The sequence below is a fragment of the Martinezella lusitana genome (genome assembly GCF_014207095.1).
GTDB classification, from domain to species: Bacteria; Pseudomonadota; Alphaproteobacteria; order Rhizobiales; family Rhizobiaceae; genus Rhizobium; species Rhizobium lusitanum_B.
Genome location: NZ_JACHBG010000003.1, coordinates 49,778 through 75,878, shown reverse-complemented (window position 1 = coordinate 75,878; position 26,101 = coordinate 49,778). Strand labels below are relative to the sequence as shown.

Annotated in this window: 26 protein-coding genes; 14 read left to right on the top strand and 12 right to left on the bottom strand. The window is 60.0% G+C overall.

The window, feature by feature from the left end; translation table 11 throughout:
* Window positions 1–51 precede the first annotated feature (51 nt).
* Entirely contained in the window at window positions 52–828 is a 777-nt protein-coding gene (gene cobF / locus GGD46_RS08495; protein ID WP_184703314.1) for a precorrin-6A synthase (deacetylating), read from the bottom strand.
* 143 nt (window positions 829–971) lie between these two features.
* Window positions 972–1,847, bottom strand: coding sequence for a helix-turn-helix domain-containing protein (locus GGD46_RS08490; RefSeq protein ID WP_184703313.1), 876 nt, complete (start codon window positions 1,845–1,847; stop codon window positions 972–974).
* A 116-nt stretch (window positions 1,848–1,963) separates the two neighbouring features.
* Between GGD46_RS08490 and GGD46_RS08485 the strand changes: the two genes are divergently transcribed.
* Entirely contained in the window at window positions 1,964–3,160 is a 1,197-nt protein-coding gene (locus GGD46_RS08485) for an MFS transporter (RefSeq protein WP_184703312.1), read from the top strand.
* A 111-nt stretch (window positions 3,161–3,271) separates the two neighbouring features.
* Here the strand turns inward: GGD46_RS08485 and GGD46_RS08480 are convergent, their stop codons facing one another.
* On the bottom strand, window positions 3,272–4,522 hold the full coding sequence (locus GGD46_RS08480) for a D-amino acid dehydrogenase (protein WP_184703311.1): 1,251 nt from the start codon (window positions 4,520–4,522) through the stop codon (window positions 3,272–3,274).
* A gap of 31 nt (window positions 4,523–4,553) precedes the next feature.
* The gene (gene alr, locus GGD46_RS08475; RefSeq protein WP_184703310.1) at window positions 4,554–5,687 is read right to left on the bottom strand and encodes an alanine racemase; all 1,134 of its coding nucleotides are present in this window, start codon (window positions 5,685–5,687) and stop codon (window positions 4,554–4,556) included.
* Window positions 5,688–5,812: 125 nt separating this feature from the next.
* On the opposite strand from alr, the gene GGD46_RS08470 reads away from it, so the two are divergent.
* Window positions 5,813–6,277: an Lrp/AsnC family transcriptional regulator gene (locus tag GGD46_RS08470; RefSeq protein WP_184703309.1), complete on the top strand. Its 465-nt coding sequence runs from the start codon at window positions 5,813–5,815 to the stop codon at window positions 6,275–6,277.
* A gap of 95 nt (window positions 6,278–6,372) precedes the next feature.
* Here GGD46_RS08470 and GGD46_RS08465 read toward each other — a convergent pair whose 3' ends face one another.
* Window positions 6,373–8,187, bottom strand: a complete 1,815-nt coding sequence (locus GGD46_RS08465) for a PAS domain S-box protein (protein ID WP_409527668.1) — start codon at window positions 8,185–8,187, stop codon at window positions 6,373–6,375.
* A gap of 494 nt (window positions 8,188–8,681) precedes the next feature.
* Window positions 8,682–9,731 (bottom strand): ornithine cyclodeaminase, encoded by a 1,050-nt coding sequence (locus GGD46_RS08460; protein WP_184703308.1) that lies wholly within the window; start codon window positions 9,729–9,731, stop codon window positions 8,682–8,684.
* Window positions 9,732–9,874: 143 nt separating this feature from the next.
* Between GGD46_RS08460 and GGD46_RS08455 the strand changes: the two genes are divergently transcribed.
* Window positions 9,875–10,312, top strand: a complete 438-nt coding sequence (locus GGD46_RS08455) for an Lrp/AsnC family transcriptional regulator (RefSeq protein ID WP_184703307.1) — start codon at window positions 9,875–9,877, stop codon at window positions 10,310–10,312.
* A 50-nt stretch (window positions 10,313–10,362) separates the two neighbouring features.
* Here the strand turns inward: GGD46_RS08455 and GGD46_RS08450 are convergent, their stop codons facing one another.
* Entirely contained in the window at window positions 10,363–10,620 is a 258-nt protein-coding gene (locus GGD46_RS08450) for a hypothetical protein (protein ID WP_184703306.1), read from the bottom strand.
* 221 nt (window positions 10,621–10,841) lie between these two features.
* On the opposite strand from GGD46_RS08450, the gene GGD46_RS08445 reads away from it, so the two are divergent.
* Window positions 10,842–11,189 carry a hypothetical protein gene (locus tag GGD46_RS08445; RefSeq protein ID WP_184703305.1) on the top strand — a complete coding sequence of 116 codons (348 nt, stop codon included), beginning with the start codon at window positions 10,842–10,844 and terminating at the stop codon, window positions 11,187–11,189.
* Window positions 11,190–11,371: 182 nt separating this feature from the next.
* Here GGD46_RS08445 and hutC read toward each other — a convergent pair whose 3' ends face one another.
* Complete coding sequence (gene hutC, locus GGD46_RS08440; protein WP_184703304.1) at window positions 11,372–12,127, bottom strand: histidine utilization repressor; 756 nt, start codon at window positions 12,125–12,127, stop codon at window positions 11,372–11,374.
* A gap of 195 nt (window positions 12,128–12,322) precedes the next feature.
* Here hutC and GGD46_RS08435 point away from each other — a divergent pair, with 195 nt between their 5' ends.
* From GGD46_RS08435 to solA, 6 genes are all read left to right on the top strand, one after another.
* Window positions 12,323–13,162, top strand: a complete 840-nt coding sequence (locus GGD46_RS08435; protein ID WP_184703303.1) for a transporter substrate-binding domain-containing protein — start codon at window positions 12,323–12,325, stop codon at window positions 13,160–13,162.
* Window positions 13,163–13,263: 101 nt separating this feature from the next.
* On the top strand, window positions 13,264–13,989 hold the full coding sequence (locus GGD46_RS08430; RefSeq protein ID WP_184703302.1) for an ABC transporter permease: 726 nt from the start codon (window positions 13,264–13,266) through the stop codon (window positions 13,987–13,989).
* A 10-nt stretch (window positions 13,990–13,999) separates the two neighbouring features.
* Entirely contained in the window at window positions 14,000–14,704 is a 705-nt protein-coding gene (locus GGD46_RS08425) for an ABC transporter permease (RefSeq protein ID WP_184703301.1), read from the top strand.
* Window positions 14,705–14,728: 24 nt separating this feature from the next.
* Complete coding sequence (locus GGD46_RS08420) at window positions 14,729–15,505, top strand: ABC transporter ATP-binding protein (protein WP_184703300.1); 777 nt, start codon at window positions 14,729–14,731, stop codon at window positions 15,503–15,505.
* Window positions 15,502–17,007 carry a histidine ammonia-lyase gene (gene hutH / locus GGD46_RS08415; protein WP_184703299.1) on the top strand — a complete coding sequence of 502 codons (1,506 nt, stop codon included), beginning with the start codon at window positions 15,502–15,504 and terminating at the stop codon, window positions 17,005–17,007. Before GGD46_RS08420 ends, hutH begins: the two co-directional genes overlap by 4 nt.
* Before the next feature lies 1 nt (window position 17,008).
* Entirely contained in the window at window positions 17,009–18,157 is a 1,149-nt protein-coding gene (gene solA, locus GGD46_RS08410) for an N-methyl-L-tryptophan oxidase (RefSeq protein WP_184703298.1), read from the top strand.
* Between the two features lie 20 nt (window positions 18,158–18,177).
* On the opposite strand, the gene GGD46_RS08405 is transcribed toward solA, so the two are convergent.
* Together GGD46_RS08405 and GGD46_RS08400 are read right to left on the bottom strand one after the other, a co-directional pair.
* Window positions 18,178–18,672: a cytochrome b gene (locus GGD46_RS08405; RefSeq protein WP_184703297.1), complete on the bottom strand. Its 495-nt coding sequence runs from the start codon at window positions 18,670–18,672 to the stop codon at window positions 18,178–18,180.
* Between the two features lie 198 nt (window positions 18,673–18,870).
* Window positions 18,871–20,286 (bottom strand): aldehyde dehydrogenase family protein, encoded by a 1,416-nt coding sequence (locus tag GGD46_RS08400; RefSeq protein WP_184703296.1) that lies wholly within the window; start codon window positions 20,284–20,286, stop codon window positions 18,871–18,873.
* Between the two features lie 94 nt (window positions 20,287–20,380).
* Here GGD46_RS08400 and GGD46_RS08395 point away from each other — a divergent pair, with 94 nt between their 5' ends.
* Together GGD46_RS08395 and GGD46_RS08390 are read left to right on the top strand one after the other, a co-directional pair.
* A complete protein-coding gene (locus tag GGD46_RS08395; RefSeq protein WP_184703295.1) occupies window positions 20,381–21,295 on the top strand; it encodes a LysR family transcriptional regulator in 915 nt (304 codons plus the stop codon).
* 111 nt (window positions 21,296–21,406) lie between these two features.
* The gene (locus tag GGD46_RS08390; RefSeq protein ID WP_184703294.1) at window positions 21,407–22,024 is read left to right on the top strand and encodes an O-methyltransferase; all 618 of its coding nucleotides are present in this window, start codon (window positions 21,407–21,409) and stop codon (window positions 22,022–22,024) included.
* Between the two features lie 43 nt (window positions 22,025–22,067).
* Here the strand turns inward: GGD46_RS08390 and GGD46_RS08385 are convergent, their stop codons facing one another.
* Window positions 22,068–22,826 carry an alpha/beta fold hydrolase gene (locus GGD46_RS08385; RefSeq protein WP_184703293.1) on the bottom strand — a complete coding sequence of 253 codons (759 nt, stop codon included), beginning with the start codon at window positions 22,824–22,826 and terminating at the stop codon, window positions 22,068–22,070.
* A 49-nt stretch (window positions 22,827–22,875) separates the two neighbouring features.
* Window positions 22,876–24,648, bottom strand: a complete 1,773-nt coding sequence (locus GGD46_RS08380; protein ID WP_184703292.1) for a cytochrome c biogenesis protein DipZ — start codon at window positions 24,646–24,648, stop codon at window positions 22,876–22,878.
* A 114-nt stretch (window positions 24,649–24,762) separates the two neighbouring features.
* Here GGD46_RS08380 and GGD46_RS08375 point away from each other — a divergent pair, with 114 nt between their 5' ends.
* Both GGD46_RS08375 and GGD46_RS08370 read left to right on the top strand, forming a co-directional pair.
* Window positions 24,763–25,014, top strand: coding sequence for a hypothetical protein (locus GGD46_RS08375; protein ID WP_184703291.1), 252 nt, complete (start codon window positions 24,763–24,765; stop codon window positions 25,012–25,014).
* Complete coding sequence (locus tag GGD46_RS08370; RefSeq protein ID WP_184703290.1) at window positions 25,007–26,059, top strand: alpha/beta fold hydrolase; 1,053 nt, start codon at window positions 25,007–25,009, stop codon at window positions 26,057–26,059. Before GGD46_RS08375 ends, GGD46_RS08370 begins: the two co-directional genes overlap by 8 nt.
* Window positions 26,060–26,101 lie beyond the last annotated feature (42 nt).

Here is a 26,101-nt window from a genome sequence, read left to right as displayed (position 1 = left end):
CTTCCTTGCATAAACCGGATCGGCGGGCAAATGATTTGGCTCAGCCACGGTTCATGTCCGATCGTCGAAATCCCGACCCTTGCGCAGCAGGTAGATGTCCATGATCCAGCCGTGTCTCTCTCGCGCTTCCTCCCGTGTCGAGACGATGCGCTCGGAAACATCGGCGAGCCTGCCGGCTATGATAATCTCGTCCTTCGTGCCGAGATAGGCTCCCCAATAGATATAGGCGTCCGGATCGTCGATCTTGCTGAAGGCCTGCTCGCCGTCGAGCATGACGACGGCTGTTTCCGCGACGCCCGGAAAGCTCTCTGCGAGCCTGCGTCCAGTGGTGACCTGCACCGGTTTCCCGACGAGATTGAGGGGGATGCGGTGGCTTGCGGTCAGTGCCTGGATACTGGTGATGCCGGGGATGATGTTGTAGTCGAGCGCGACCTTGCGGCGCGCGACAACGCGCTCGATGATGCGCAACGTGCTGTCGTAAAGGCTGGGGTCGCCCCATACCAGGAAGGCTGCGCTTTCGTTGTCGGGCAGATGGTCAAGGAAAAGCCGCTCGTAGATGGCTGAAATCTCTTCATGCCATTCATCGACGCCTTGGACGTAGCTGCGGTCGGCCGTGCGGCGCGATGGCACGTCATAGCCGATAAAACGGACCGCATTGTTGGTGACGTAACGTTCGCAGATATCTTTGCGGACATCGGCGAGTTCAGCCTTCGCTGCGCCCTTGCTGGGGATAAAGATGACGTTGGCGGCATTCAGCGCATTGATCGCCTGCACAGTCACATGCTCGGGATTTCCGGTGCCGATACCGACGATATGAATGTGCCGCATGTGCTGGTCCTCGTGTTCAGCGCTGTTTGCCGGAAGAGGCAGCCCGTTTCAAGGGTCTGGCTGTGAGATCGGGCGCGCTGACCTAGAGCGCCGTGCTTCCTTTCGGAAGCACAAGGGTCGCTCTATCTCTTTTATTCTACGCATCAGGCTTTCCGAAAATCGTATCCGATTTTCGGGCCGATGCTGTAGGCCTGTCGCTCGAAGGCCCAGCGGTTGATCGTGTAGGCACGCGGCGAAGCGCCAAGCATGCGCCGGAACATGGTGGTGAAAGCCGCAACGCTTTCATAGCCCGCTTCAAGTGCGACATTGGTCACGGGAACGCCTCCGGCCAATCGGGGCAGGCAGGCAAAAACGCTTGCCTGCTGGCGCCAGGTGGTGAAGCTGATACCGGTTTCCTTGCGGAACTGTCGGGTGAAAGTCCGCCGGCTCATCGCGAGCTTCTCGGCCCAGTCGTCCAGCCTGGCATTGGGCGAAGGGTTGGCGAGATAGTCGCGGCAAAGCGCGGTCAGCCGACGATCGGAAGGGAAGGGCAGGCCGAGCGGGCGCTCCGGCAAGGTGGTGATCTCCTCGACAAGCAGCGACAGCACCAACTTGGCCTTGCGATGGCTCACCGGCGCCTCCCGCAGCCGGATCGCTTCCAGCAGCAGGCTCCGGGCAAGATCCGTCACCTCGACGACGCGCGGAACCTCGTCTTTCTGCGTCTGGCCGCGCGGAGCGACATAGACGGATTTCATGCTGACATCGCTCAGGATCTCGATGGAATGTTCCAGCCCGACAGGGATGAAGAGGGCGTGCCCCGGCGGAACCATCCACCGGCCCCTTGCTGTCATGATCAGGGCAACGCCGGAGAAAATACAAAGCAGTTGCGTTCGGCGATGATGATGCCACGGAACCGTGTAGCCCTGCGGCGGCTCGGCGCTGTGGACGAGCACATCCGCGTCCGATTCCTCCATCCAGCGCATGCTCTGGACATGCACGTCGTCGAGGGTTGCCAGCAATTGTTTCGACAGCTTTTCCATAATGGCCCAATCGAGAAACTATTGGACCAAAACACGAAAGAAGGTCACTCGCAAGCCGTGTAAAAGGCGGATCAAACGATTTGGCCGGCGGGAGGCCGGCGCTGGAAGGAATTCGCATGGTTGCCGCGTTTTCGGGTGCGCAGACCCGCTTCGAGAAGACGACGCTCTCGGTCGTCATTGCCGTCAGCACCTGTCATCTGCTGAATGACATCATGCAATCGCTGCTGTCGTCGCTCTATCCGATGTTCAGGGAAAATTACGCGCTCGATTTCGTGCAGATCGGGCTGCTGACGATGATGTTCCAGATTACCGCTTCACTGCTTCAGCCGGTAGTCGGGATCGTCACCGATAAATGGCCCATGCCCTATTCGCTGCCTGTGGGCATGGTCAGCACATTCCTGGGTCTGTTGCTTCTCGGCTATGCCGGAAGCTTCACCATGCTGCTCGGCGCTGCCTGCCTGATCGGCTTCGGCTCGGCCGTCTTCCATCCGGAAGCGTCCCGCGTCGCGCGCCTGGCCTCCGGCGGCCGTCATGGTCTCGCGCAATCGCTGTTCCAGCTCGGCGGCAATGCCGGCTCGGCAATCGGCCCGTTGATCGCGGCATTCTTCGTCCTGCAGCATGGCCAGAAGAGCGTTGCCTGGCTTTCGGTGCTTGCCGTCATCGGTTTCATTGTTCTGAGCTGGGTCGGAACCTGGTACGTCAATCACCGCCGCCAGCAGGCAAGCCGTCCCGTGCCCAACCGCACCTTGCCGATCGCCCGTAACAAGGCGATGTGGGCGCTTGCCATCCTCATTCTGCTGACAGCGACAAAGAACGTCTACATGGCGAGCATCTCGAGCTATTTCACCTTCTATGTCATCGACAAGTTCCATCTCGATGTTCGCGATGCCCAGCTGATGCTGTTCCTGTTTTTGGGTTCGGTCGCTGCCGGAACGATCATGGGTGGGCCGGTCGGCGACCGTCTGGGTGCGCGCTTCGTGATCTGGTTCTCGATCCTCGGCGTTATTCCTTTTGCGCTGCTGATGCCCTACGCCGATCTGTTCTGGACTTGCGTCCTGACTGTCATAATCGGCTTGGTCTTTGCCTCGGCATTCCCCGCGATCGTCGTATTCGCGCAGGAATTGATCCCCGGCCGGGTTGGATTGATCGGCGGCATCTTCTTCGGTTTTGCCTTCGGGGCCGGCGGTCTCGGCGCGGCAGCGCTCGGAGACTTCGCCGACACGCACGGCATCGCCTTCGTCTACACGATCTGCTCGTATCTGCCTCTACTCGGCCTGTTTACGATCTTCCTGCCGCGTATTCCGAGGCATTGATCACAAGGCTGGCCTGCCACGAGTGCGCCAGGTCCACAATTAAAGAAATTGAGGCGGTGTCCGTGAAGAACACCGCCTCAATTGTTTGGACAATTGCGCAGAGAAATCGGATCAGGCGTAGCGGCTGATCGCAAGGTCCGTCGCGTCGATGTCAGGCTTGCGGCCGCTGACGAGATCGCTGATCACGCGTGCCGAACCGGAACTCATCGTCCATCCCAGCGTGCCGTGTCCGGTGTTGAGGAACAGGCCCTTGACCTTCGTCGGTCCGATGACCGGCGTACCATCCGGTGTCATTGGCCGCAGACCAGACCAGAAGGATGCCTTGGCGACGTCGCCGCCGGGGAAGAGATCGGTCACGGAATGTTCGAGCGTCTGCCGCCGCGCAAGGCCGAGATCATTGGTATAGCCCGAGATTTCAGCCATGCCGCCAACGCGAATGCGATCGCCCAGACGCGTGATGGCGATCTTGTAGGTTTCGTCCATCACGGTCGATTCCGGCGAACGCGAGGGATCGGTGATCGGGATCGTCAGCGAGTAGCCCTTGACCGGATAGACCGACAGCTTGATGCCGAGGGGCCTGAGCATGATCGGCGAGTAGCTGCCGAGCGCGACGACAACGGCGTCCCCATCCACACGACCGCGATCTGTCACGACGCCGCGAACCTGACCACCCTGTACGTCGAGCCCCTTGATGGTGGTCCCATACTGGAAGCGCACGCCGAGTTCGACCGCCTTGGCGGCAAGCGCATTGGTGAACTTGAAGCAGTCGCCGGTCTCGTCCTTCGGCGTCAGCAGGCCGCCAACGATCTTTTCGCGAACATGCCGCAAGGCCGGTTCGACGCGGATGCATCCCCCGGGATCGAGCACTTCATAGGGAATGCCGTCGGCGGCCAGGGCCTTGACGTCCTTGGCGGAGGCATCGAGCTGCTGTTGCGTACGGAAAAGCTGCAGCGTGCCCTGCATGCGCTCGTCATAGGCTATGCCGGTTTCCTCACGCATTTGGGCGAGCGAGGTGCGGCTATAATCGGCAAGACGCAGCATCCGGCTCTTGTTGATCGCGTAGCGCTCCGACGTGCAGTTCGACAGCATCTTCACGAGCCAGGACAGCATCGCGCCATCGACCTTGGGGCGAAGGATGAGCGGTGCGTGATGCATGAACAGCCACTTGACCGCTTTCATTGGAATACCGGGTGCGGCCCATGGCGAGCAATAGCCGAAGGAGACTTCACCCGCATTGGCGAAACTCGTTTCCAGCGCCGGCCCCTGCTGCCGGTCGATGACCGTAACCTCGTGGCCTGCCTTGGCGAGCTGATAGGCAGATGTGACGCCGACGATGCCGGCCCCCAGAACGACGACTTTCATGATGTCCTCAGTGAATTGAGCAATGGGAAGGTCAGCGGTATTGCCTGGTGTAGCGATCGCCGAGACTGGTTAGGATTTCGTAGGAAATCAAGCCGGCGTCCCGGGCGAGATCATCGATCGTTTGATGGTCTCCCAAAACTTCCACCAGGCTACCCAACGACAGGGTTCCTTCGGGCAAGGCGCTGATATCGATTGTCATACTGTCCATCGACACACGGCCGACGATCGGTAGCCGCACGCCGTTGTAATAGACCGAACCGCGGTCACTGAGGCTGCGGGGAAGACCGTCGGCGTAGCCGGCGGCGACCGTTGCAAGCCGGGTTTCCATCTTCGTCACGTACACGCCGCCATAGCCGACCCGAGCGCCGGCCGGAACGGTTCGTGTCTGAACGACGGCGACATCGAGCCGCACGACGGGTTCCATCGGATTGGCTACGCCGCCGGTCGGGGCGCCGCCATAAAGCGCGATACCTGGCCGTGCCAACACGCCGTGAAAATCACCGCCGAGGAAGATGCCGCCGGAATTGGCGAAGGAGAGATCATAGCCCTCAAACTCTTCGGCAACGCGACGCATCTCGGCAAGCTGATCGCCGTTCTGAACGCTGTCGGTCTCGTCTGCGGACGCCAGATGGCTCATGATGAACAGGATGTCGAGATGGCTGGTGGCCTCAAGATGGGCTACGACGGCAGCTCTGTCTTCCGGAGGAATGCCGAGCCGCGACATGCCGGTATCGAACTGCAGAACAGCGGGGAGCTTGCGCTGCAGCGAGCGGGCGGTTTCTGACCACAGTCGTAGTTGTTCCAGGGAATTGACGACGGGAATGAAGCCGCCTTCCGCACAGGCGATTTCGTTGCCTGGCAGCAGGCCATTCAGCACGAAGATCGATGCATCGCGCGGCAGATGCGGGCGCAGCCGTAAGGCTTCGACGAAGTGCGCGACGAAGAAGTCACGGCACCCGCGTCCATAGAGGGTCTTGGAGACCCGGTCCGCTCCGAGTCCGTAGGAATTCGCCTTGACGACGGCTGCGGCACGCGCCGGCGCAATGATGGACGAGAGCTTGTCGTAATTTCTGCACAGAGCGGTCAGATCGATTGTCAGATAACCGCAAGCACCGCTGTCGATCGTCAGTTTTGACGTCCGCGAATCCACTAAACCGCCGTCCATGTCCACCCTCGCTTTTCCGCGGCGAGATTATTGAAATGATCGTGAAATTACCCATCAAACAGTGATTGATTATTGTGTAGTTGCGTTGATATTGAAAGAAACGGCGAGTTTTTGAAAGAATCCACATGGCCGCTCTTGATGCGATCGACCGCAATATCCTTCGGCTGCTGCGCCTTGATGCGCGCGTCAGCAATGCCAGTCTGGCGAGCGAGGTCGGGCTATCACCATCCGCCTGCTTGCGGCGCATCAAATTGATGGAGCAGGCGGGCGTGATCCGCGGCTACACTGCGCTGGTGGACACCTCACAGGCCGAAGCGGCGATTGCCGTCATCATCAACATCACGCTTGAACGGCAGACGGAAGATCACCTCGATCGTTTCGAGGCGGCCGTCCGCAAACACCCCGAGATCCGCGAGTGCTTTCTGATGACGGGCGGCTCGGATTATTTGCTCCGCGTCGAAGTCGCCACCGCCGGCGACTTCGAGCGCATTCACAAGGAAATCCTCTCGGCATTGCCGGGGGTGCTACGGATCCATTCGAGCTTCTCGATCCGCAATGTGCTTGCGACGCGGCCGAAAAATCTGCGGTGAACAAGCGAATTCCTGGGCAATAGACAGAGCCTGGTGCCGAGGGGCGTCGGGGGATTTCGAGGGACGCCGACTCTTAGGTCACCTCACGCCTGTTCTCAGGTCTGATCCCAGCCCATGCCAGTCGCCGCATGAACTTCGCAGATCAATCCGCCCGGATCATAGGTGATGTTGACTTGGCCGTTTAGCTCCGCAGCCAGCAGATTTTCGATCAGCCGTGAGCCGAAGCCCTTGCGCGTCGGCGGCGTCACGATGGGGCCGCCAGTCTCCTGCCAGCGCAAGACCAGCCGTTCTGCCTCCTGGGTTTCCAGAGACCACACAATGGCAACGCGCCCGTCGGATGTGGACAGTGCCCCGTATTTTGCTGCATTTGTCGCCAACTCGTGCAGGGCAAGCGAGATGGAAACCACCGTTCTCGGTGCGAGCTTGATGGCCGGCCCGGAAATCTCGAACCTCTCCCTGGGATAGGGCGACAGCGCCTGGCTGATGACGGCCATCAGGTCGGCTTCCTCCCACTTTCCATGGATCAGCAGATCGTGCGCGCGCGCCATGGAGGCCAGCCGCGCTTCGAATGTCTCGACAGATGTCTTGCTTACATCCTCACGTCCCAAGGTCTGACGCGCTATGGCCATGACGGTTGCCAGCACGTTCTTGACGCGATGGTTGAGTTCGCCGACGAGAACACTCTGAAGGTGCTCGGCCTCCTTCTTGGCGCTGATATCGTGCGCGATCTTCGATGCTCCGACGATCCTGCCATAGGTATCGTAGATCGGGGAAACGCTGAGCAGGACGTCGACCAATTGGCCGTCGGCGCGCCGCCTCTTGGTCTCGTAAGGTTCCACCTTTTGGCCCGCGCGGATCTGCGCGAGGATTGCCGGTTCCTCTTCGCTGCGATCATCGGGAACGAGCATCATCACCGACTGGCCGATCGCTTCCTCGGCCGAGTGACCGTAGAGTCTCTCGGCGCCAAGGTTCCAGCTGGTGACCGTCATGTTGAGATCGGTGCTGAGGATCGCGTCGTCCGACGACGCGATGATAGATGCAAGCCGTCGTTCCACTTCCTGCGCGCGCTTGCGCTCGCTGATATCGATGACGACGCTTACGGCGCGCCAGACCTTGCCGGCAGATCGGTCTCGTACGCCGGACGCCGAATTGGTTACCCAGACGAGGCTGCCGTCCTTGCGGACATAGCGCTGCTCGATCTCGAAACTTTCTCCATTCGCCAACATGACGTCGAATAATTGCATGATATCGCGACGATCGTCCGGATAGATGATGTCCTGAATCCGCAGGTCGAGAAGCTCGTCTTGCGAATAGCCGACAATCTCGCAAAATCGCTTGTTTACAAGGGAGAAGCGGCCATCAAGTTCATACTGGGCAATTCCGGTCGCCGACTGGGAAATAATGGCGCTGACCCGCTCTTCGCTCTCCCGCAATGCCTGTTCCGCGCGAACGCGCTCGGTCGTTTCGTTGACGATGCAGAACACGCCACGCACTTTGCCGTCGCTATCGCGCACTGGCGAGTAGGAGATGTCGAAATAGACAGTCTCAGGGTAGTCATGGCGTTCGATGTAGAACGGCCGATCCTTGGCAACAACGGTCTTGCCCTCGTCCAGCACGTTTCGCAAGAGAGGCTCGAGATCGTCCCATAATTCAGACCAGTTCTCTCGCGCCGGGCGCCCGAGCGCGCGCGGATGCTTCTCACCGATGGTCGGTGCATAGGCGTCGTTATAGAGCGCGATGAAATCCTCGCCCCAGAACAGGACGATCTGTGCTTGTGCCGAGAGCATGATGTCGACAGCCGCAGTGAGGCAAGGCGGCCAAGCCGATCTTGGCCCCAGACTGGATCTTGTCCAGTCGAAGCCGGAAATGAGTGCTGCCATCTCGCCGGTGTGGGCTGCCAGTTCGGGCATGATGTTCAGGACAACTTCCTCTCTTCAACGAGAGCAGCCGTACAGGGCTGTCTCATCTTCCCCTTATTCGCGAGGACTTATAGCATGATCTCCGCGCCGAGGTGCACGGGGAAAGCGTGCAAATTTCGATGTATTCTAAGTGGCATAGGCGAATCTTGCTATGTATGCCTTGCCTTGATGCCAGGCCGGCAAAAGGCCACTTGGCCTACGGGCACAATCTAACCAAGTTGGTCAGATTCCCTGGTATCGTCGACGACTTAGTATCGGTTTAATACCGCGCGGAATTTGCAAGTCAGCAAGCTGCTGTTGGACACCTTTTGTCGTTTGCCGGCGCTGACGAAATGCATCTTTCAATGCATGAAACTCACGCGCTGCTGTGGCTTGCATTGCTGATATGCAGACGGCGGCCGATGGCCGCCGTCTGCATATCTTATATAAAGCGATGAGGTGCGACACCGCAAAGGCTGGATCAAACTGTCGATCTTGACGCTTGTTCACTCCGCCCGCTGCAACATGCCGAAGAGATCGCGCGGGTCGTCCGGGTCGGCGATGATATCGAGCTTCTGGAAGTAATCCGTACCAGCGAGTTTCTCGCGGACGTAGCGCAGGGCGGAGAAGTCCTCGATAGCGAAGCCGACGCTATCGAACAAAGTGATCTGTCGTTCGCTGCTGCGTCCCTGAGCACGGCCGTTGATGACCTGCCAAAGCTCGGTGACCGGATAGTCCGGATCCATTTGCTGAATCTCGCCTTCGATACGCGTCTGCGGCGGATATTCGACGAAAGTGTCGGCGCGCAGCAGAATATCACGGTGAAGCTCGGTCTTGCCGGGGCAGTCGCCGCCGATGGCGTTGATATGAACGCCTGCGCCAACCATGTTGTCCGTCAGGATGGTGGCAAACTGCTTGTCCGCGGTGCAGGTCGTGATGATGCCGGCGCCCTCGATGGCCGCTTGCGCGGTTGAGCATGAGACCAACTGCAGACCTTTCCCCGCAAGGTTGCGGGCTGTCTTTTCCGTCGCCTTCGGGTCGATGTCATAGAGGCGAACTTCCTCGATCCCGAGGACTGCTTTCATTGCCAGCACCTGGAATTCGGCTTGTGCGCCGTTGCCGATCATCGCCAGCGTGCGCGTTCCCTTTGGCGCGAGATGGCGCGCGGCCATGGCGGAAGTCGCTGCGGTGCGCAGCGCCGTCAGCAGCGTCATTTCCGTCAGCAGCAGAGGATAGCCCGTCGATACCTCCGCCAGCAGGCCGAAGGCCGTGACCGTCTGCAGCCCCTGCGACATGTTTTTCGGATGGCCGTTGACATATTTGAAGCTATAGACCGTGCCGTCGGAGGTCGGCATCAGCTCGATCACGCCATCATGTGAGTGGGAGGCGACGCGGGGTGTCTTGTCGAAAAGGTCCCAGCGGCGGAAGTCCGCTTCGACGGCATCCGTCAGTTCGACCAGCATGGTTTCGATGCCGACATGATGCACGAGGCGCATCATATTTTCGACGCTGACAAAGGGAATGTAGGCTTTTTCCGACGGAAGCGGTGCGGGCATTTTGGGTGTCCTCGATCAGATTGTTGCCAACAGGGTAACAAGCAGGCCGATTGACTGAAATCGCAAAACTGTGTCAGTTCTGGTACGATGCTGTGCAGATTGTATAGCAGTTATTGTGAAAATGACAGAGTCTGGATTCGACAATGGCATCTGCCAAATATATTCCCGATGATCTCGACCGACGGATCATCGCCCATCTGCGAGCCGATGGGCGCGCCTCCCTTTCCAAGCTATCGGACGTTCTGGGCGTGGCACGCGGCACCGTTCAGAACCGGCTGGATCGCCTCATCGAAACAGGCACGTTGATGGGCTTTACCGTGCGGGTGCGGGAGGACTACGATGAGCAGACAGTCCATGCGGTCATGATGATCGAGGTGGTGGGAAAATCGACGACTCAGGTCATCCGAAAGCTCCGGGGCTTGCCCGAAATCTATTCGCTGCACACGACGAACGGCAATTGGGACCTCGTCGCTAATATCCGGGCGATCAGCCTCTCGGATTTCGATCGCGTCCTGCGCGAGGTCCGCATGATCGACGGCGTCGCCAACAGCGAAACCAGCCTGTTGCTAAGCAGCCTCTGACAGCAATCCGTGCCGAAACCGTCGGGTGCGACGTTTCGGCTTTTCCGTGCTCACGGACGCTGCGCGCGCAATATCCTTTTCCAGATAGTGCCGCCGAGATAGCGGTTGAAAATGATGAAATAGGCGATGATGAGGACGAACAGAAGAAGCGCCGGCATGCCGGTCAGCTTGAAGCCGCCGTCCGTTCTCCCGCCGAAGATCGACGCAAGGACGAAACCGAATATAAAAAACGCCATCAGGAAATCGAAGATCGCGGCAAGTACAATGCGCCATGTAGCGGGCTGCGTCTGGGGGCGTGCATCAGGCATGATCGGATCCCATCCTGTTCGTTCGATATGTCGATACACTCAACAGAACGAGCCTTTGTCAATCGCAACGCGGCCTTTTCGTGGATTTGGAACGCGCTGGAGGGAGCCATTATTGGGGTCTTCGTCCGCCATTGCTCCGATCGATCGACTGGGCCCTGCTGGCGGCGGCGTGTCCGCCTGAGTGCAACTTGAAAACTCTCATCTTGTTGTTATGATTTCGTATGGAACTTACTCTGCTCGTTCACGCCCTTGCTTGGACCGTGCTCGGTCTGGTCGTGCTCACCACCGTCGTCCCTGTCAGGGCGAAGTATCCATTCATGGCGGTGGCGAACATCGACAGCGTGGTCCCTTTTGCACTCATGGGGTTCCTGTTCGTGATGGCCTACCCCGAGGATCGCCGCATTATTGCTCTCGTGTGCATTTCCGTAGCGGCGGCAAGCGAGATGATGGCGTTGGTCCTGCCAGAGAAATGCCTGCGGATCGAACGCGCAATCCTGAAGGTGCTGGCGACGGTATCAGGCTTGCTTTTGGGGGCGCTGTTCATGGAGTGCCTGTTGCAGGCATTTTGATCCCAAAGCGTAGCGTGCAAGACGTTCAGCGCTTTTGCAACGGCGATGTCTGCTAAATCAAAGGCCTAAAAGCGCAGCAGGCGAATCTTGCCGATTCCGGCGCGTTCCGGTGCTGGACGTCAGAGCTTGGCGGTCCCACTGCAATCCTGTGCGGCAAGAATGGCCTTATCTTCCATATACAACTAGCGATCCGAAGGTTTGCCGCTTTGGCTTTCCAGGCGGTAGCGATGCCCTGGATAGACGAGGCGGGCCAGTGAGACGACGCCGCGCGCCGACCATGTGCGCCGACGGATCGTCAGGCACGGCTCGGTCTTCAGGATTGTCAGCAATTTACATTCCCAGGCCTGGGGCATGACCGCCTCGACCACGTGTTCGGAACCGCTGAGGGGCGCGACATTCGAAAGATAAGCGTTCGGCGTCATGCCTGTGAAGTCCTGCTGCAGGTAGTCTGGCGCGGCTTCAGGATGCACGTGGCGATCCTCGATCTGCACCGGCACGCCGTTCTCGCTGTGGACGATCAGTGAATGAAAGACGAATGATCCAATTGGCAGTTCCAGTGCATCCGCAACATCGGGCGATGCGGCCTCTCTGGCGAGAACCACCACCGTTGCCTGGTGAGAATGGCCGCGTTCTGCGATTTCTTCGGCAATGTTGCGCACTTCGAACAGGGCCGATGCGCCCTTGCGTTCGGCAACGAAGGAGCCGACGCCCTGGATGCGGACCAGCTCTCCCTCGCTGGCGAGTTCGCGAAGTGCGCGATTGGCCGTCATCTTGCTGACGCCGAGTTCGGTCACGAGTTCATTTTCAGAGGGGACGCGATGCTTGGGGGGCCACTCGCCGCTATGGATGCGGTCGAGTATCATCTGCTTCACTCCGGCATAAAGAGGTGCTGCGTCGTTTTCCGCCAGTTCGCGTTTCATCTCGCCTGAGCGCTTCATTGACTATTTCCTTTGCGCGGACTGATATCTGCCTCGAAAACAACTTTCCCACTTGCATATCATAAATTATCTCATATGGTACCCTATACAACCTCGCAATCAATCCTAAAAATAAATTGGGAAAAGCGGGCAAGCCGGCGAAGATCGGTAGGAAGTGCTGCAAGGCCTGTTTCAACCTCAGAGGAGCTCAACACGATGAAATTCAGTGCAATTCTCTTGTCAGGCGTCATGGCTGCCGCCGCTTTTGCGGCTCCGGCTGTCGCCAAGGACTGGAAGACCGCGACGATTACCCTGGAAGGCGCCTATGCGCCTTGGAACATGACGAATGCCGACGGCACGCTCGGCGGCTTCGAGCCGGAACTCGCCAAGGTTCTTTGCGAGCGCGCGAAGATCGATTGCAAGCTTGTCGCTTCCGATTGGGACGGCATGATCCCGGCTCTGAACGCCGGTAAGTTTGACGTTATCATGGATGCGCTGTCGATCACCGATGAGCGCAAGCAGGTCATCGGCTTCACCGTTCCCTACGCCGCGACACCTGCTGCTTTCGCGACCGCAAAAGATAGCCCGCTTGCCAAGGCCGCAGGCACCGGCAGCACGATCAAGATGACCCCCGGCCAGACCGGCGTCAAGGAAGTCGATGCGCTCAAGGAAGCCTTCAAGGGCAAGACGATCGGTATCCAGGCCGCCACCGTTTATGCCAAGTTCGTCTATGACAATTTCGGCTCGATCGCCACGATCCGCGAATACAAGACCGGTGCCGATCGCGACCTCGATCTGCAGAACGGCCGTATCGATCTCGGCTTCGACGATGCCGTTTACTTCATGAATGCTTTTGCCAGCGCCAACGACACGCTTGCCTTCACCGGCCCGGAAATCGCCGGCTCCATCTGGGGTGAGGGCGAAGGTCTCGGTATCCGCCAGGCCGATACGGACCTGCGCGACAAGCTCAACGAAGCGATCAAGTCCGCCCTTGCCGACGGCACCATCAAGACCCTGTCGATGAAGTGGTTCAAGGTCGACGTCAGCCCGAATTGATAGCGCGACCTCCGGGTCGCTGCCATCGGTCTCCGGCGTTGCCGCCGGAGACCCTTTGATATCCTGACGCTTGAAACTGCCACGGACGGGGAATGGACGCTATGGCAACCTTGCAACTGCTGGGCTTCGGCTCGAACGGGTGGGGCGCGCTGCTGCTCGTCGCAGCCTTGATGACGCTCGCCGTCACCGCGACGGCGCTATTGATCGGAGCGGTCCTGGGCGCGATCGTCGCCTCGGCCAAGCTCTCCGGCAGCCTCATCTTGAAGACGCTCGGCAATGTCTACACAACCGTCTTTCGCGGCGTGCCGGAGCTTCTGATCATCTACCTCATCTATTTCGGCGGTTCCTCGGCGGTCACGTCAGTCGGTAAGTGGTTGGGTTACGACGGCTTTCTCGGCTTGCCGTCCTTTGCTGCCGGCGCGCTTGCCGTCGGCATTATCTCCGGGGCCTATCAAGCCGAAGTTTTTCGCGGCGCCTATCTTGCCATTGCCAAGGGTGAGCTGGAAGCAGCATCGGCGATTGGCATGCATGGCAGCCTGCGCCTTCGCCGCATCATCATTCCGCAAGTCATCCGCTACGCTATTCCCGGTCTCGGCAATGTCTGGCAGCTCAGCCTCAAGGATTCCGCCTTGATCTCGGTCACCGGCCTTGCGGAATTGATGCGCACCAGCCAGGTCGCAGCAGGCTCGACCCGCCAATATTTCCTGTTCTTCATTGTGGGCGGCATTCTCTATCTGATCCTGACGAGCCTGTCGGATCGGGTGTTCAACAATGCTGAACGGCGCGCCAATCGCAGTATGCCCGCTGCGACCATCGGCCAGGCCTGAGGAGGACGGCATGGATTTCGACTTCCTCTCGAGCACGATGATCACGCTGCTTCAAGCTGTGCCGATGACGTTGTTGCTTTTCTCCCTGTCGATCGTGACGGGTGGCCTGCTGGCGCTGGTTATCGTCGCCCTGCGTGTGAGCGGCAATCCGATCCTGTCGGGCTTCGCCAAGGGCTACATCTTTGTCTTTCGCGGCTCCCCGCTATTGATCCAGATGTTCCTCATCTTTTACGGCTTGGCGCAGTTTTCCGTCATCCGCTATTCGTTCCTCTGGCCCTTCCTGCGAGAGCCTGTGGTCTGCGCGATCCTGTCGCTGGCGCTTTGCACGGCAGGCTATACGGCCGAGATCTTCCGCGGCGGCATTCGTGCCGTTTCGCCGAAGGAGATCGAGGCGGCGCGCTCCATCGGCATGTCGCGCTTGCTGCTCGTCCGCCGCATCATTGCGCCGATCGCCTTTCGGCATGCGCTGCCGGCCTATTCGACCGAGATCGTCCTGATGATGAAATCGACGGCGCTTGCCAGCCTCGTCACCGTTTGGGAAGTGACAGGCGTTGCTCAGCGTCTCATCTCGCATACCTATCGGACGATGGAGGTCTTCCTCTGCGCCGCGATCATCTATCTCGTGCTGAATTTCATCATTCTGCAGGCTATGGCTCTGCTGGAATATTCGCTGTCCCGCCATCGCCGCGCCGTTCCGCCGGCGGTGAAGGCCTAAAGACGTCATTGGAGCAGGCAAATCATGCCAGGTGTCACCCGACTTTCAGTTCGCAACATCCGCAAAAGCTTCGGCAATCATGAGGTCTTGCGCGGCATATCGCTCGATGCCCAGGATGGCGACGTCATCTCCTTGCTCGGTGCCTCGGGTTCCGGCAAGTCGACCTTCCTTCGCTGCATCAACCTGCTTGAAATCGCCACCGACGGCGAGATCTGGGTGGATGGCGAGCAGATCCGCATGATCCACAAGAACGGCAAGAGCTACCCGGCCAGCCACAAGCAGGTGGATCACATCCGTTCCGAACTCGGCATGGTGTTCCAGAGCTTCAATCTCTGGTCTCATATGACCATCCTGCAGAACGTTATCGAGGGACCGATCCATGTCCTGAAGCGTTCGCGTGCAGAGTGCATCGCCGAGGCCGAAGCGCTTTTGGAAAAAGTCGGTATTGCCGACAAGCGCCATGCCTATCCGGCGCACTTGTCCGGTGGCCAGCAGCAGCGCGCGGCAATCGCCCGTGCTCTTGCCATGAAGCCCAAGGTCATGCTGTTCGACGAGCCGACATCGGCGCTCGATCCGGAGCTCGTTGGCGAAGTCCTGCGCGTCATGCGCGCCCTGGCCGAAGAAGGCATGACGATGCTCGTCGTGACCCACGAAATGAGCTTTGCCCGCAATGTCTCCAACCGCGTCGTCTTCATGAAGGAAGGCCTCGTCGAAAGCACGGGCACGCCCGACGAGATGTTCGGCGGCGGGGCATCGCCTGCCTTCCGCCAGTTCATCGGCCATTTCGGAAACGGTCAATGACGGTCACCATCGACAAGCCACTGTCCTGGCGGGACGTCGCGCGCGTCAGCATCGGCGAACCGCTGGCCCTGTCCGAAGCGGCGTGGAAACGTGTCGGCGAGGCAAGTCGCATTGTCGAGCGCATTGTCGAGACCGGCGTCCGCGCCTATGGTGTCAATACCGGTGTCGGCGCGCTGTCCGACACGGTCGTCGACCGCCCTTCGCAAAGCCGCCTCTCGCGCAATATCATCATGAGCCATGCCTGCGGCGTCGGCCCCCTGCTGTCGGCTCGGGAAGTCCGGGCCATCATTGCCGCGCAGATCGGCAATTTTGCCCATGGTCATTCCGGCGTACGGCCCGAAATCATAAGCCATCTTGCAGCATTTCTTGAGCGTGATTGCATCCCGGAAGTTCCGTCCAAGGGCTCCGCGGGCTATCTCACCCACAATGCTCATACCGCACTCGTCCTGATCGGCGAGGGCAGGGCTGCCGTTAAGGGCAAGTCCATGAGCGGCGCCGATGCGCTTGCGGCGATCGGTTTGAGCCCCCTGGTGCTTGGTGCCAAGGAAGGGCTGAGCCTCGTCAACGGTACGGCTTGCGCCACGGGATTGTCGGCACTCGCAGTCTCGCGCGCCGAGCATTTGCTGGATTGGGCCGATGCCATCGCCGCGCTGACGCTGGAAGCGGCCGGTTGTCAAATGGCCGCCTTCGATGAGGCCGTGCTTGCCCTTCGCCCTTCGGCGGGACTTGCCAAGGTTGGTCAAAGACTACGCAATCGCTTGCGGGGCAGCGGCCTTGTCGCCGCAGCTCTTGGCCGGCGAACGCAGGACGCTCTGAGCCTGAGATCTGTACCGCACGCCCATGGCGCCGCCTGGGATGTCTTCGAGCAGACCGCGCGTATTGTCGATCAGGAATTGGCCTCCGTCACGGACAATCCGGCGGTTTCGGGCACACCGGAACAGCCTGTCGTTTCCTCGGAGGCTCACGCTGTCGCACCTGCGCTCGGTCAGGCTGCCGATAGTCTGGCGGTTGCCATCGCTCAGATTGCCGCCATGAGCGAGCGGCGGATGGATCGACTGGTCAATCCGTTGGTCAGTGGCTTGCCGCCATTCCTTGCAAGCGATGCCGGCAGCCATTCCGGCTTCATGATCGCGCAATATACGGCCGCGGCGCTCAGCAACGACAACCGTCGTCTCGCCGCTCCCGCCTCGCTCGACGGCGGTCTCACATCAGGGCTGCAGGAGGATTTTCTCGCGCATCCGACTGCCGCCGCCAGCAAGCTGCTCACGATTCTCGACAATGCCGAATATATTCTGGCGATCGAACTGATGGCAGCTGCGCAGGCACATGATTTCCTGGCTTCGAAGGCGACAAGGGCGCCGGGAACCGACCGCCTCTATGCTGCGGTTCGGTCGCGCGTTCCCCTGTACGGTGACGACCGTCCGTTGAACACAGACATGGAGAACCTGCGGGACCTGCTCGCGCAAACTGCGCCGCCAGCTGAAAGTGAAACTGGAGCCTGACATGTCCGTGGAGTTCGACGTTGCCGTCATCGGCCTTGGTGCGATGGGAAGTGCTGCTTTGTCTTTCGCCGCCGCCCGCGGCGCAAAGGCGATCGGCATGGAAGCGCATTTTCCGGCGCATGCGCTGAGCTCCTCGCATGGCGATAGCCGCCTGATCCGCCTCGGCTACTTCGAAGATCCGTCCTATGTCCCTCTGCTGCAGCGCGCCTATCAAAACTGGCGCTCGCTCGAGGCACGGCTGCGGGCCGAGATTTTGACCGTTACCGGGGTTCTGCAGATCGGCGCGCCCGACAGCAAGATCGTCAGCGGCACGCGCGCCTCCTGCGATATGCATGGATTGCCGCATGAGATCCTGGACAGGGATGCGATGACGCGACGCTTTCCGGCATTCGCGCTTGAAGAGGGTGAGATCGGACTGCTCGACCCGCAGGGTGGCTATGTGCGTCCGGAAGCGGCGATCATGGGCTATCTGAAGCTTGCGGCCGAAGACGGCGCTGTCCTGCATTTCGGTGAACGCGTCGTTGCCATCGAGCCGGATGATGCAGGCGTCACGGTCGTTTCGACGACCGGTCGATATCGGGCGCGCAAGGTGATTGTCGCGACTGGCGCATGGATTGCCGAGCTTGTGCCGCAGTTGAAGGCACATGCGCAGCCGATCCGTCAGGTGGTTGCCTGGTACCAGCCTAAGGACGGCTTTGTCGCTGAGCCTCAGCGCATGCCCTGCTTCCTGCGCGATGAAGGCGCTGAAGGTTCCTATTTCGGCTTTCCGGCCATCGGCGTCGATGGAGTCAAGATTGGCCGCCACGCCCATTTCCGGGAGCCGATCGATCCGAAGGCTCCCAACCCACCGGTCAACGAGGCCGATACCGATCTGCTCGACAGCTTCGCCCATACGCGCCTGCCGGACGCCGCTTCCTATCGCGTCCGGGCGACGACTTGCCGCTACACCATGCTGCCGAGCGAGGATTTTCTGATCGATTCGCTACCTGGGCAGCCGAATGTGGTGGTTTCCTCGGCTTGCTCCGGTCATGGGTTCAAGTTCACCAGTGTCGTTGGCGAAATCCTCGCGGATCTGGCTCTTCAGGGCGGCAGCGCGCTGCCGACCGCTCTCTTCTCGTTCGAAAAGCACTTTGGCGGCCAATTGGCTTAGCCGCCAATTTCAAAGACGGTCTAGCCGATCGTCATGCGTCGCAGCACGTCCGACCTGAAGTAGAAGTGCTGCACGAGCGCACCGAATATATGCAGGACCACGACGGCCCAGAGCAGGGATTTGATTGGGCCGCCATGAACGAAGGCAGCCGTATCGATGCCGAAATAGTAGGCGGCTATTCCCGATAGGGGCATTGCGAAGATCAGTGCGTAGAGCAGGAAGTGCGTTACGCTAGCGATGTAATGCAGAAGCGCCGGCTGATCGTCCGGCGGCGTTGGGACATCGGACACCAATCTCAAGCCAAGACGCACGACGGCCAGCAGCAGGATGGCGATCCCCGCATAGGCGTGGATGTTGGCACTGGCGATGTCGGCCGACGTGGGCGTCTGTCCATGGCGAATAAGACGCCGCCACGCATTCATGCCATCGGGAAACAAGAGATTGAAGAAGATCAGTATGGCCATAAGCCAGTGAAGTATGCGTTGCGGAACGGAATAGGCGGATCTGGCTGGCATCGGCTCTCCTTAGATTGGAATTGTTCTAAAGGTAGAGCATGATTCTAACGGGAACCTGAATGTCGTCATAGTCCGCTGTGCTTTGTTCCGAACCAGTATGATCGGCCGGAATGACCGTCGAGTTTCCTCATCCATTACATGGGGTAGGCACCGGTAGGATATTCCGGAGAGCCATCAAAGCTCTCCGGGCAGTTGCCGTTAGCTTAACACGGCGCGGGGCTCCAGAAACGATTCCAGACCGTATTCGCCGAATTCGCGACCCATGCCGGATTGCTTGAAGCCACCGAAGGGCGCCAGTGGCTCGTGTGGTGCACCGTTGATGACGACGCGACCCGCTTCGATCTGCTCAGCCACCCGCTTCGCCCTGTCGACATCGGCGGAGAAAACATAGGCCTGCAGTCCGTAGACCGTGTCGTTTGCGATTTCGACGGCGTGGTCCTCATCGCGATAGGGGATGACGCAAAGCACGGGGCCGAAGATCTCTTCGCGCGCAATCCGCATATCGTTGTTGACGCGGGAAAAGACCGTCGGGCGAACGAACCAGCCGCGATCGAGCCCTTCAGGACGCCCTTCCCCACCAACGATCAGCCGTGCGCCTTCCTCCTGGCCGAGGTGAATATAAGACTGAACGCGATCCCACTGCTTCTGGCTGACCATTGGGCCGATGCTGACCACCGGGTCTTTGGCGTCGCCCACCTTGAGCGCCGAGACGGCACTAGCCAGTCGTTGTTGGATTTCGTCGAGACGGCTCTCGGGGGCGAGAATGCGGGTGCCGGCAATGCAGGCCTGGCCGCTATTGGCAAAACCCGCCGCCAGGACCTGCGGGATAACGAGATCAAGATCGGCATCATCCAGAATGATAGTCGGGCTCTTGCCGCCAAGCTCGAGCGTGACCCGCTTCATGGTCATCGATGCGGCCTGGAAGATGGCACGTCCGGTCGCCGTCGAACCCGTGAAGCTGATCTTTGCGATGTCGCGATGAGCGCTAAGTGCAGCGCCGGCGACATGGCCATAGCCGTTGACGATGTTGAACACGCCATCCGGCAGGCCTGCGGCGTGCAGGCATTCGGTCATCACCTGGGTCTGGATCGCGCTCATTTCCGAGGGTTTGATGACCATGGTCGTGCCGGCGGCAATCGCTGTCGCCAGCTTGCTGCAGATGAAGCCGTAATTGCTGTTCCAGGGCGTAATGGCGGCGGCGATGCCGGCGGGTCTCATTTCCACGTCAGCGTGGCCGATGCGGCGTCGGAATTCATAGCCCTTGAGTGTCTCAGCCATATGCAGAAAGGCCGTTGCCGCATGGGGCACTGAAAAACTGATGAAAGAGGCCGGAGCACCGTATTCCTCGCGCATGGCATCCGTAAGGTCGGCTGCTCGGGCCGAAACGGCCTCATGCAAGCTGTGCAGCATCGCAACGCGATCCGTCTTTGAGCTTTGCGCCAGGCCCGCGAACGCAGCCTTGGCGGCGCTGACGGCATCGTCGACGTCCCGCTCGTTTCCAAGGCGCACCGTGCCGATCTGTTCTTCAGTGGTAGGGTTGAAAAGGGGGGCGACTTCCGTGCCATGGGGCTGAACGAAGCGACCGTTGATGTAGATGGTGTCTATCTTACGCATGCGCGTCTCCTTCATCTTCCCGATAAAGATAAGTTGCGCTATTTGATCGCTGTAGTAGGACAAAGATGGACAGGTTGATAAGGAAAATAGCGCAATGAAGGCAAGCCTAGCCGAGCTTGAGGCAATTGCGGCTGTCGCGCGCCATGGCGGCTTTCGGGTCGCTGCTCGTGAACTCGGCGTGTCATCGTCGGCGCTCAGCCATGCCGTTGCGACGCTGGAGGAGCGTCTATCTGTCAGGATTTTCAATAGAACGACGCGCAGTGTGACGCTATCGGATGCCGGCGAGCGTTTTGTCGCGGAGATAGCCCCCGCGCTCGCCTCGATCGACAGAGCCATCGAGAATGCCGGCCTGTCGTCCGGCTCGGTTTCTGGCACGCTGCGACTGAACATAGCACCCGGCGCCGCGCGTATGCTTTTGGTGCCGCTTATCCTCGAATACGGGCGGCGCTTTCCCAATGTGGAGATCGAGATTGTCACCGACAACGCTCTGGTCGACGTGATCGGCAAGGGCTTCGATGCGGGTGTGCGACTCGCCGAAGCTGTCCCGACGGATATGGTGGCGATACCGATTGTCCCGACGGTCCGCTCGCTCGTTGTCGGATCGCCCGGCTATTTCAGCAATCGGCCAAAGCCGCTTACTCCCGGCGACCTTTTGCAGCACCGCTGCATTCGCGCTCGCATGGCAAGCGGCAAGCTCTACCGCTGGGAGTTCGAACGGCATGCGCAGACAATGCTGATCGATGCGCCGGGAAGCCTGACGCTCGACGCGTCCGACCTGATGCTGACGGCCGTTCTGGAAGGGGCTGGGCTTGCCTATATTGGCGAACCCTCCATGGCTGATCACATTGCAGCGGGCCGCTTGATTCCCGTATTGGAGGATTGGAGCCCGCCCTATCCGGGGCTTAGCCTCTACTTCGCGCAGCGGCGTCAGATGCCCGCCAGGCTCCGTGCCTTGATCGAACTTATCCGTGAACAGGCAGCACATCGTAGCTCCCGATTGAGAGATTAAATTTCAGACAGGCTCAACGCTATATATTGCGGACTATATCGAGATGACCGATCAAAGTGCGGCCTGGTCAATCGTGCGCAGGCGAGCGAATAATGCGATGAGGAGTTTGTTATGGATCAGGAGATCGAAGCCGTTCTTGAGGCCTATCATCAGCTCATCCGTGAAGAGCAGAGCAAGTCGAGGGAAATGCCGCCCGGCGGTCGCGATGGTGGGCAGGATCGCCGGTTAAGGGCTGTTGGCCCCGAGACCGGCCGATTCATCAATATCTTGGCGAAGAGCCTGAAAGCGCCAACCATTCTCGAGCTCGGGACGTCCTTCGGCTATTCCGGCATCTGGCTCGCAGAGGCGGCGCGTGCCAGCGGCGGACGGCTCCTCTCTATGGAGCTGCACGCTTACAAGGCCGAGTTCGCCAGGGAAATGGCTGGGAAGGCCGGGCTCACGGAGTATATCGATTTCAGGATCGGCGATGCCGTCGAGATGATCAAGGCACTGCCATCGGGTGTCGACTTCGTTCTCCTCGACCTGTGGAAGGATCTCTACATCCCCTGCCTTGAGGCCTTCTACCCAAAGCTCAATCCCGGCGCGATCATCGTTGCCGACAACATGTACATGCCGGCAAACGAAGACGTGAAACGCTATGGCGAGGCCGTTCGTACCAAGCCGGGTATTACATCCGTTCTGCTGCCTGTTGGCTCCGGCATCGAAGTCAGCCGATACGATCCCGCATAAGCAGCAAGCGACGGCCCCGGAAGGGGCCGCCGCCGGCCTATTGCTACCTGCCGGCGTCCTTGGCCGCCTTCTCGATCACGGCAGCGACTTTTTCCGGCTGCGATGCAAAGACGGCGTGGCTTCCCTTGATTTCGGTGACATCGCTGCCGGCACGTTTTGCCATGCTACGCTCGAGTTCGGGATTGATGGAGCGATCGTCACTGGCAACGACGGCCCAGCTCTTCTTGGTTTTCCACGCAGGGTTCTCGATCTTGGCGGTGAAGGCGGCCTTCGATGCGAAGACCTGCGATTTCGCCAGGAAAGCGGCTTCGTCCTTCGGCAAGTCAGCGGCAAAGTCGGCGGCGAATGTTGCGGGATCCAGGTAGAGATACTGTCCATCCTTGGTTTCGCGGATGTTCATGCTGCCCGCCGGCTTCGAGCTTGCGAGACTGATCAGGCTTTCCCCCCTGTCCGGCTGGAACGCCGCGACATAAACGAGGCCTGCGACATCCGGGCGACTGCCCGCTTCGGTAATGACCATGCCGCCATAGCTGTGGCCGACGAGCAGGCTCGGCCCCGTCTGAAGATCAAGCACGCGTTTGGTGGCAGCGACATCGTCGGCAAGCGAGCTGATCGGCTCCTGTACCACCGTGACGTTGAAGCCGTCCTTCTCCAGGATATCGGCGGTCTTGCGCCATCCGGAGCCATCGGCAAGAGCACCGTGGACGATGACGATATTCTTGACCTCGGCTGCCTGCGCCGCAAATGCCATGGTGCTTGCGACAAGGCCGAGGGCTGCGATGGAAAGAAAACGGGACTTCATGATGGGACTCCTGTGTTTAGAGGTTCATGTTTGAGGTGAAGGGGACATTTCAGCCGAAGGTGAAGGCGTAGGCCTGAACCCCGGGGTCGAGGAAGCGGATCTCGAAGTTGCGGGCAGTGACATCGCCGGACTGGCGGACAAGCTGGTAGAGCTTTGTCGCAGTCACTGTTCCATTTCCGGCGGCGTCGATATCGGAGCCGTGGTCGGCACCGGGTGCTTTTCCATCTACGGTCACCTGGAAGCGGATCGGTTTTCCGTCTGCCGAGGGGCCGAGGACGAGATGCAGGTCGCGGGCGCTGAAGCGATAGCTGATGCCGCCGCCTGCCTTGTTAAGCGATGCCTGCTCCGCGCCGACAGTCCAGCTGCCCGCCAAACCCCATTGGTTGAGGCCGGGATTGGCGACCGAATAGTCGGCGGCGGCATCCGCCCTAACTCTTTCCGGAGAGACGAAGCCGGTCGCTTGGCTGTAGCCGACATAGGTCTCGCCGGAGCGGATATGACCGAGGTCGGGGCTTGCTTCCGCGCCCTTTGCATCCGGAACGACGGCCCCACTTTGGGCCATATCGCTGCCTGCTTCACGCAGGAGGTCCTGGATTGCCTGTTCGGTCTGGCGATAATTGCCTTCGCCGAAGTGCTGGTAGCGGACCTGGCCCTTGGCATCGATCAGGTAGTGGGCAGGCCAGTAGTTGTTCTCGAAGGCGCGCCAGATCGTATAGTTGTTGTCGATCGCCACCGGGTAGCCGATTTGGAAATCGGCGATCGCCTTCTTGACGTTATCGACATTCTTTTCGAAGGCGAATTCCGGAGCATGGACGCCGATCACGACGAGGCCCTGATCCTTATATTTTTCCGCCCAGGCACGAACGTAAGGGATGGTGCGGATGCAGTTGATGCAGGAATAAGTCCAGAAGTCGACGAGTACGACCTTGCCGCGAAGCTCTGTTGACGTCAGCGGCGGAGAGTTCAGCCAGGTCACGGCGCCGTCGAGCGACGGAGCGGGGCCTTCGACCGGAAGATCGCTATGGAATGGGCGGGCCGCATCGCTGGCGATCTTTATAGCACCGTTGCTCGCAACCTCGGTTCCAGTGCCTGAAGCCTTGCGGTGCAGTTTCTCCAGCAAGGCCTGTTCGAAGGAGCCGGTGCTTGCGTAGGAGAGGCGGGCGAGCAGGCCGGTGTCGAGGCCAAGCGCGATAGCTGCAACGCCTGCCAGGACGGCCGCTCCAGCGAGCTGACGGATGCGTTCGCTGACGCCGAGGGATTGTTTCATGCGGGCAAAGATCTTGCCGCCGGCAAACAAGGCGACAGCAAGCGAGGTTGCAGCACCGGCGCCATAGGCGAGCAGCAGGAATGTCGTCTGTAGATTGGCACCCTTCAAGGCGGCACCGGTCAGCACGAGACCCAGGATCGGACCGGCACAGGGCGCCCAGAGCAGGCCGGTCGCAATGCCGAGCACGAAGGAGCTTCTGACGCTTGCAGCGTTGCGCTGAGCGCCGGCAGCGCTCAGGAGGTTATTACCGAGATCGACAACCGGCCGCGAAAGTACGGTCGCTATGCGAGGCGAAATCAGGCTCAGGCCGAAGAGCCCGAGCAAGACGATCGCCGCGAGGCGACCATATTCATTGGCGCGGATCGCCCAGGCGCCGCCGACTGCAGCAAGGGTCGCGACAACAGCAAAGGTAAGCGCCATGCCCGCAAGCATGGGCAGCGTGCTCCGGACGAAAGGCTGTCCGGCGCGCGCAAAGACGAAGGGGAGAATGGGCAGGATGCACGGACTGAGGATCGTCAGCGCACCGCCAAGATAGGCAATGATGAGAAGCGTCATCGTCTTGTTCCTTTAGAAGCGATTGACCGGCTGGCGACGGCGATGTGCCGTGCACAGCAGTGACGCTATCTGCCGTCGGCGACGTATCTCGAATGTGTCTGGCGGGAGGGAAGTATGTACCGAAACGTCGATGTCTTGGGGCGCGATACAATGGGATACAAAGTGAGCGATGCCAGCGCGATTTCGCGGCAAAACCAGCCGTTCGCGCCGCTGTCCCGTCAGGTGGAGCGGATTGTATCAGACTGTATCGGCGCGCCCCGAAGCTACAAAGGCATTCAAAAGGCCATCGCCAGCGACACATCGGCGATACATGCGACCGGCTTTCTTAAGCTCACGATCCAATTGACAGGAGAGACAGATGTCTGAGGAAATCAACCATACCCGCCGCCGCTTCTTCGGGATTGCCGCCGTTGCCGTCGCAGCCGCCGAATTCGGTCTGCCAGCGCTTGCCGGCGCCGAAGAGGCAAAGCCCGTCGCGTCAGCCTTGCCCACCGTCAAGGCTGTCAGCCACACGTCCTTCGACGCCCTGAAGCAGATCGATGCGGGTGTGCTCAATGTCGGTTACGCTGAAGCCGGTCCGGCCAATGGCCCGGTCGTGCTGCTGCTGCACGGCTGGCCCTATGATATCTACAGCTTCGTCGATGTCGCTCCGCTTTTGGCTGGTGCCGGCTACCGCGTCATCATCCCCTATCTTCGCGGCTACGGGACCACCCGTTTCCTTTCGAAGGATACACCGCGCAACGGTCAGCAGGCAGCGCTTGCTGCCGACATGATCGCGCTTCTCGATGCGCTGAAGATCGAAAAGGCCGTCATTGCAGGCTACGACTGGGGCGGCCGCACGGCCGACATCATGGCAGCCCTTTGGCCGGAGCGTTGCAAGGCACTGGTCTCGGTCAGCGGCTATCTCATCGGCAGCCAGGAGATCAATCGCAAGCCGCTGCCGCCGAAGGCCGAGCTTGCCTGGTGGTACCAGTTCTACTTTGCCACCGAGCGTGGTCGCCTCGGCTACCAGGAAAATCGGCACGATTTCGCAAAGCTGATCTGGCACACCGCCTCGCCGCAATGGGCTTTCGACGACGCTACCTTCGATCGTTCGGCTGCGGCCTTCGACAATCCCGATCATGTCGATATCGTCATTCACAACTACCGCTGGCGCCTGGGCCTCGTCGAAGGTGAGACGAAGTTCGATACGCTAGAGAAGAGACTCGCTATGGGACCGGTGATTTCGATCCCGACGATCACCATGGAAGGCGATGCCAACGGCGCGCCTCACCCCGAGCCCTCGGCCTATCGTGGCAAGTTCTCGGGCAAGTACGAGCATCGTACCGTCACCGGCGGCATCGGGCACAATCTTCCCCAGGAAGCGCCGCAAGCCTTTGCACAGGCTGTGATAGATGTTGATCGTTTCTAGTTCGGCGGTAGTGTGCGAGAAGGCGCCGGCACGAGCTGGCGC

Bases quoted from the DNA above. Each gene is read 5' to 3' on its own strand.
- cobF (WP_184703314.1), bottom strand. From the start codon at position 828: ATGCGGCACATTCATATCGTCGGTATCGGCACCGGAAATCCCGAGCAT.
- GGD46_RS08490 (WP_184703313.1), bottom strand. From the start codon at position 1,847: ATGGAAAAGCTGTCGAAACAATTGCTGGCAACCCTCGACGACGTGCAT.
- GGD46_RS08485 (WP_184703312.1), top strand. From the start codon at position 1,964: ATGGTTGCCGCGTTTTCGGGTGCGCAGACCCGCTTCGAGAAGACGACG.
- GGD46_RS08480 (WP_184703311.1), bottom strand. From the start codon at position 4,522: ATGAAAGTCGTCGTTCTGGGGGCCGGCATCGTCGGCGTCACATCTGCC.
- alr (WP_184703310.1), bottom strand. From the start codon at position 5,687: ATGGACGGCGGTTTAGTGGATTCGCGGACGTCAAAACTGACGATCGAC.
- GGD46_RS08470 (WP_184703309.1), top strand. From the start codon at position 5,813: ATGGCCGCTCTTGATGCGATCGACCGCAATATCCTTCGGCTGCTGCGC.
- GGD46_RS08465 (WP_409527668.1), bottom strand. From the start codon at position 8,187: ATGCCCGAACTGGCAGCCCACACCGGCGAGATGGCAGCACTCATTTCC.
- GGD46_RS08460 (WP_184703308.1), bottom strand. From the start codon at position 9,731: ATGCCCGCACCGCTTCCGTCGGAAAAAGCCTACATTCCCTTTGTCAGC.
- GGD46_RS08455 (WP_184703307.1), top strand. From the start codon at position 9,875: ATGGCATCTGCCAAATATATTCCCGATGATCTCGACCGACGGATCATC.
- GGD46_RS08450 (WP_184703306.1), bottom strand. From the start codon at position 10,620: ATGCCTGATGCACGCCCCCAGACGCAGCCCGCTACATGGCGCATTGTA.
- GGD46_RS08445 (WP_184703305.1), top strand. From the start codon at position 10,842: ATGGAACTTACTCTGCTCGTTCACGCCCTTGCTTGGACCGTGCTCGGT.
- hutC (WP_184703304.1), bottom strand. From the start codon at position 12,127: ATGAAGCGCTCAGGCGAGATGAAACGCGAACTGGCGGAAAACGACGCA.
- GGD46_RS08435 (WP_184703303.1), top strand. From the start codon at position 12,323: ATGAAATTCAGTGCAATTCTCTTGTCAGGCGTCATGGCTGCCGCCGCT.
- GGD46_RS08430 (WP_184703302.1), top strand. From the start codon at position 13,264: ATGGCAACCTTGCAACTGCTGGGCTTCGGCTCGAACGGGTGGGGCGCG.
- GGD46_RS08425 (WP_184703301.1), top strand. From the start codon at position 14,000: ATGGATTTCGACTTCCTCTCGAGCACGATGATCACGCTGCTTCAAGCT.
- GGD46_RS08420 (WP_184703300.1), top strand. From the start codon at position 14,729: ATGCCAGGTGTCACCCGACTTTCAGTTCGCAACATCCGCAAAAGCTTC.
- hutH (WP_184703299.1), top strand. From the start codon at position 15,502: ATGACGGTCACCATCGACAAGCCACTGTCCTGGCGGGACGTCGCGCGC.
- solA (WP_184703298.1), top strand. From the start codon at position 17,009: ATGTCCGTGGAGTTCGACGTTGCCGTCATCGGCCTTGGTGCGATGGGA.
- GGD46_RS08405 (WP_184703297.1), bottom strand. From the start codon at position 18,672: ATGCCAGCCAGATCCGCCTATTCCGTTCCGCAACGCATACTTCACTGG.
- GGD46_RS08400 (WP_184703296.1), bottom strand. From the start codon at position 20,286: ATGCGTAAGATAGACACCATCTACATCAACGGTCGCTTCGTTCAGCCC.
- GGD46_RS08395 (WP_184703295.1), top strand. From the start codon at position 20,381: ATGAAGGCAAGCCTAGCCGAGCTTGAGGCAATTGCGGCTGTCGCGCGC.
- GGD46_RS08390 (WP_184703294.1), top strand. From the start codon at position 21,407: ATGGATCAGGAGATCGAAGCCGTTCTTGAGGCCTATCATCAGCTCATC.
- GGD46_RS08385 (WP_184703293.1), bottom strand. From the start codon at position 22,826: ATGAAGTCCCGTTTTCTTTCCATCGCAGCCCTCGGCCTTGTCGCAAGC.
- GGD46_RS08380 (WP_184703292.1), bottom strand. From the start codon at position 24,648: ATGACGCTTCTCATCATTGCCTATCTTGGCGGTGCGCTGACGATCCTC.
- GGD46_RS08375 (WP_184703291.1), top strand. From the start codon at position 24,763: ATGTACCGAAACGTCGATGTCTTGGGGCGCGATACAATGGGATACAAA.
- GGD46_RS08370 (WP_184703290.1), top strand. From the start codon at position 25,007: ATGTCTGAGGAAATCAACCATACCCGCCGCCGCTTCTTCGGGATTGCC.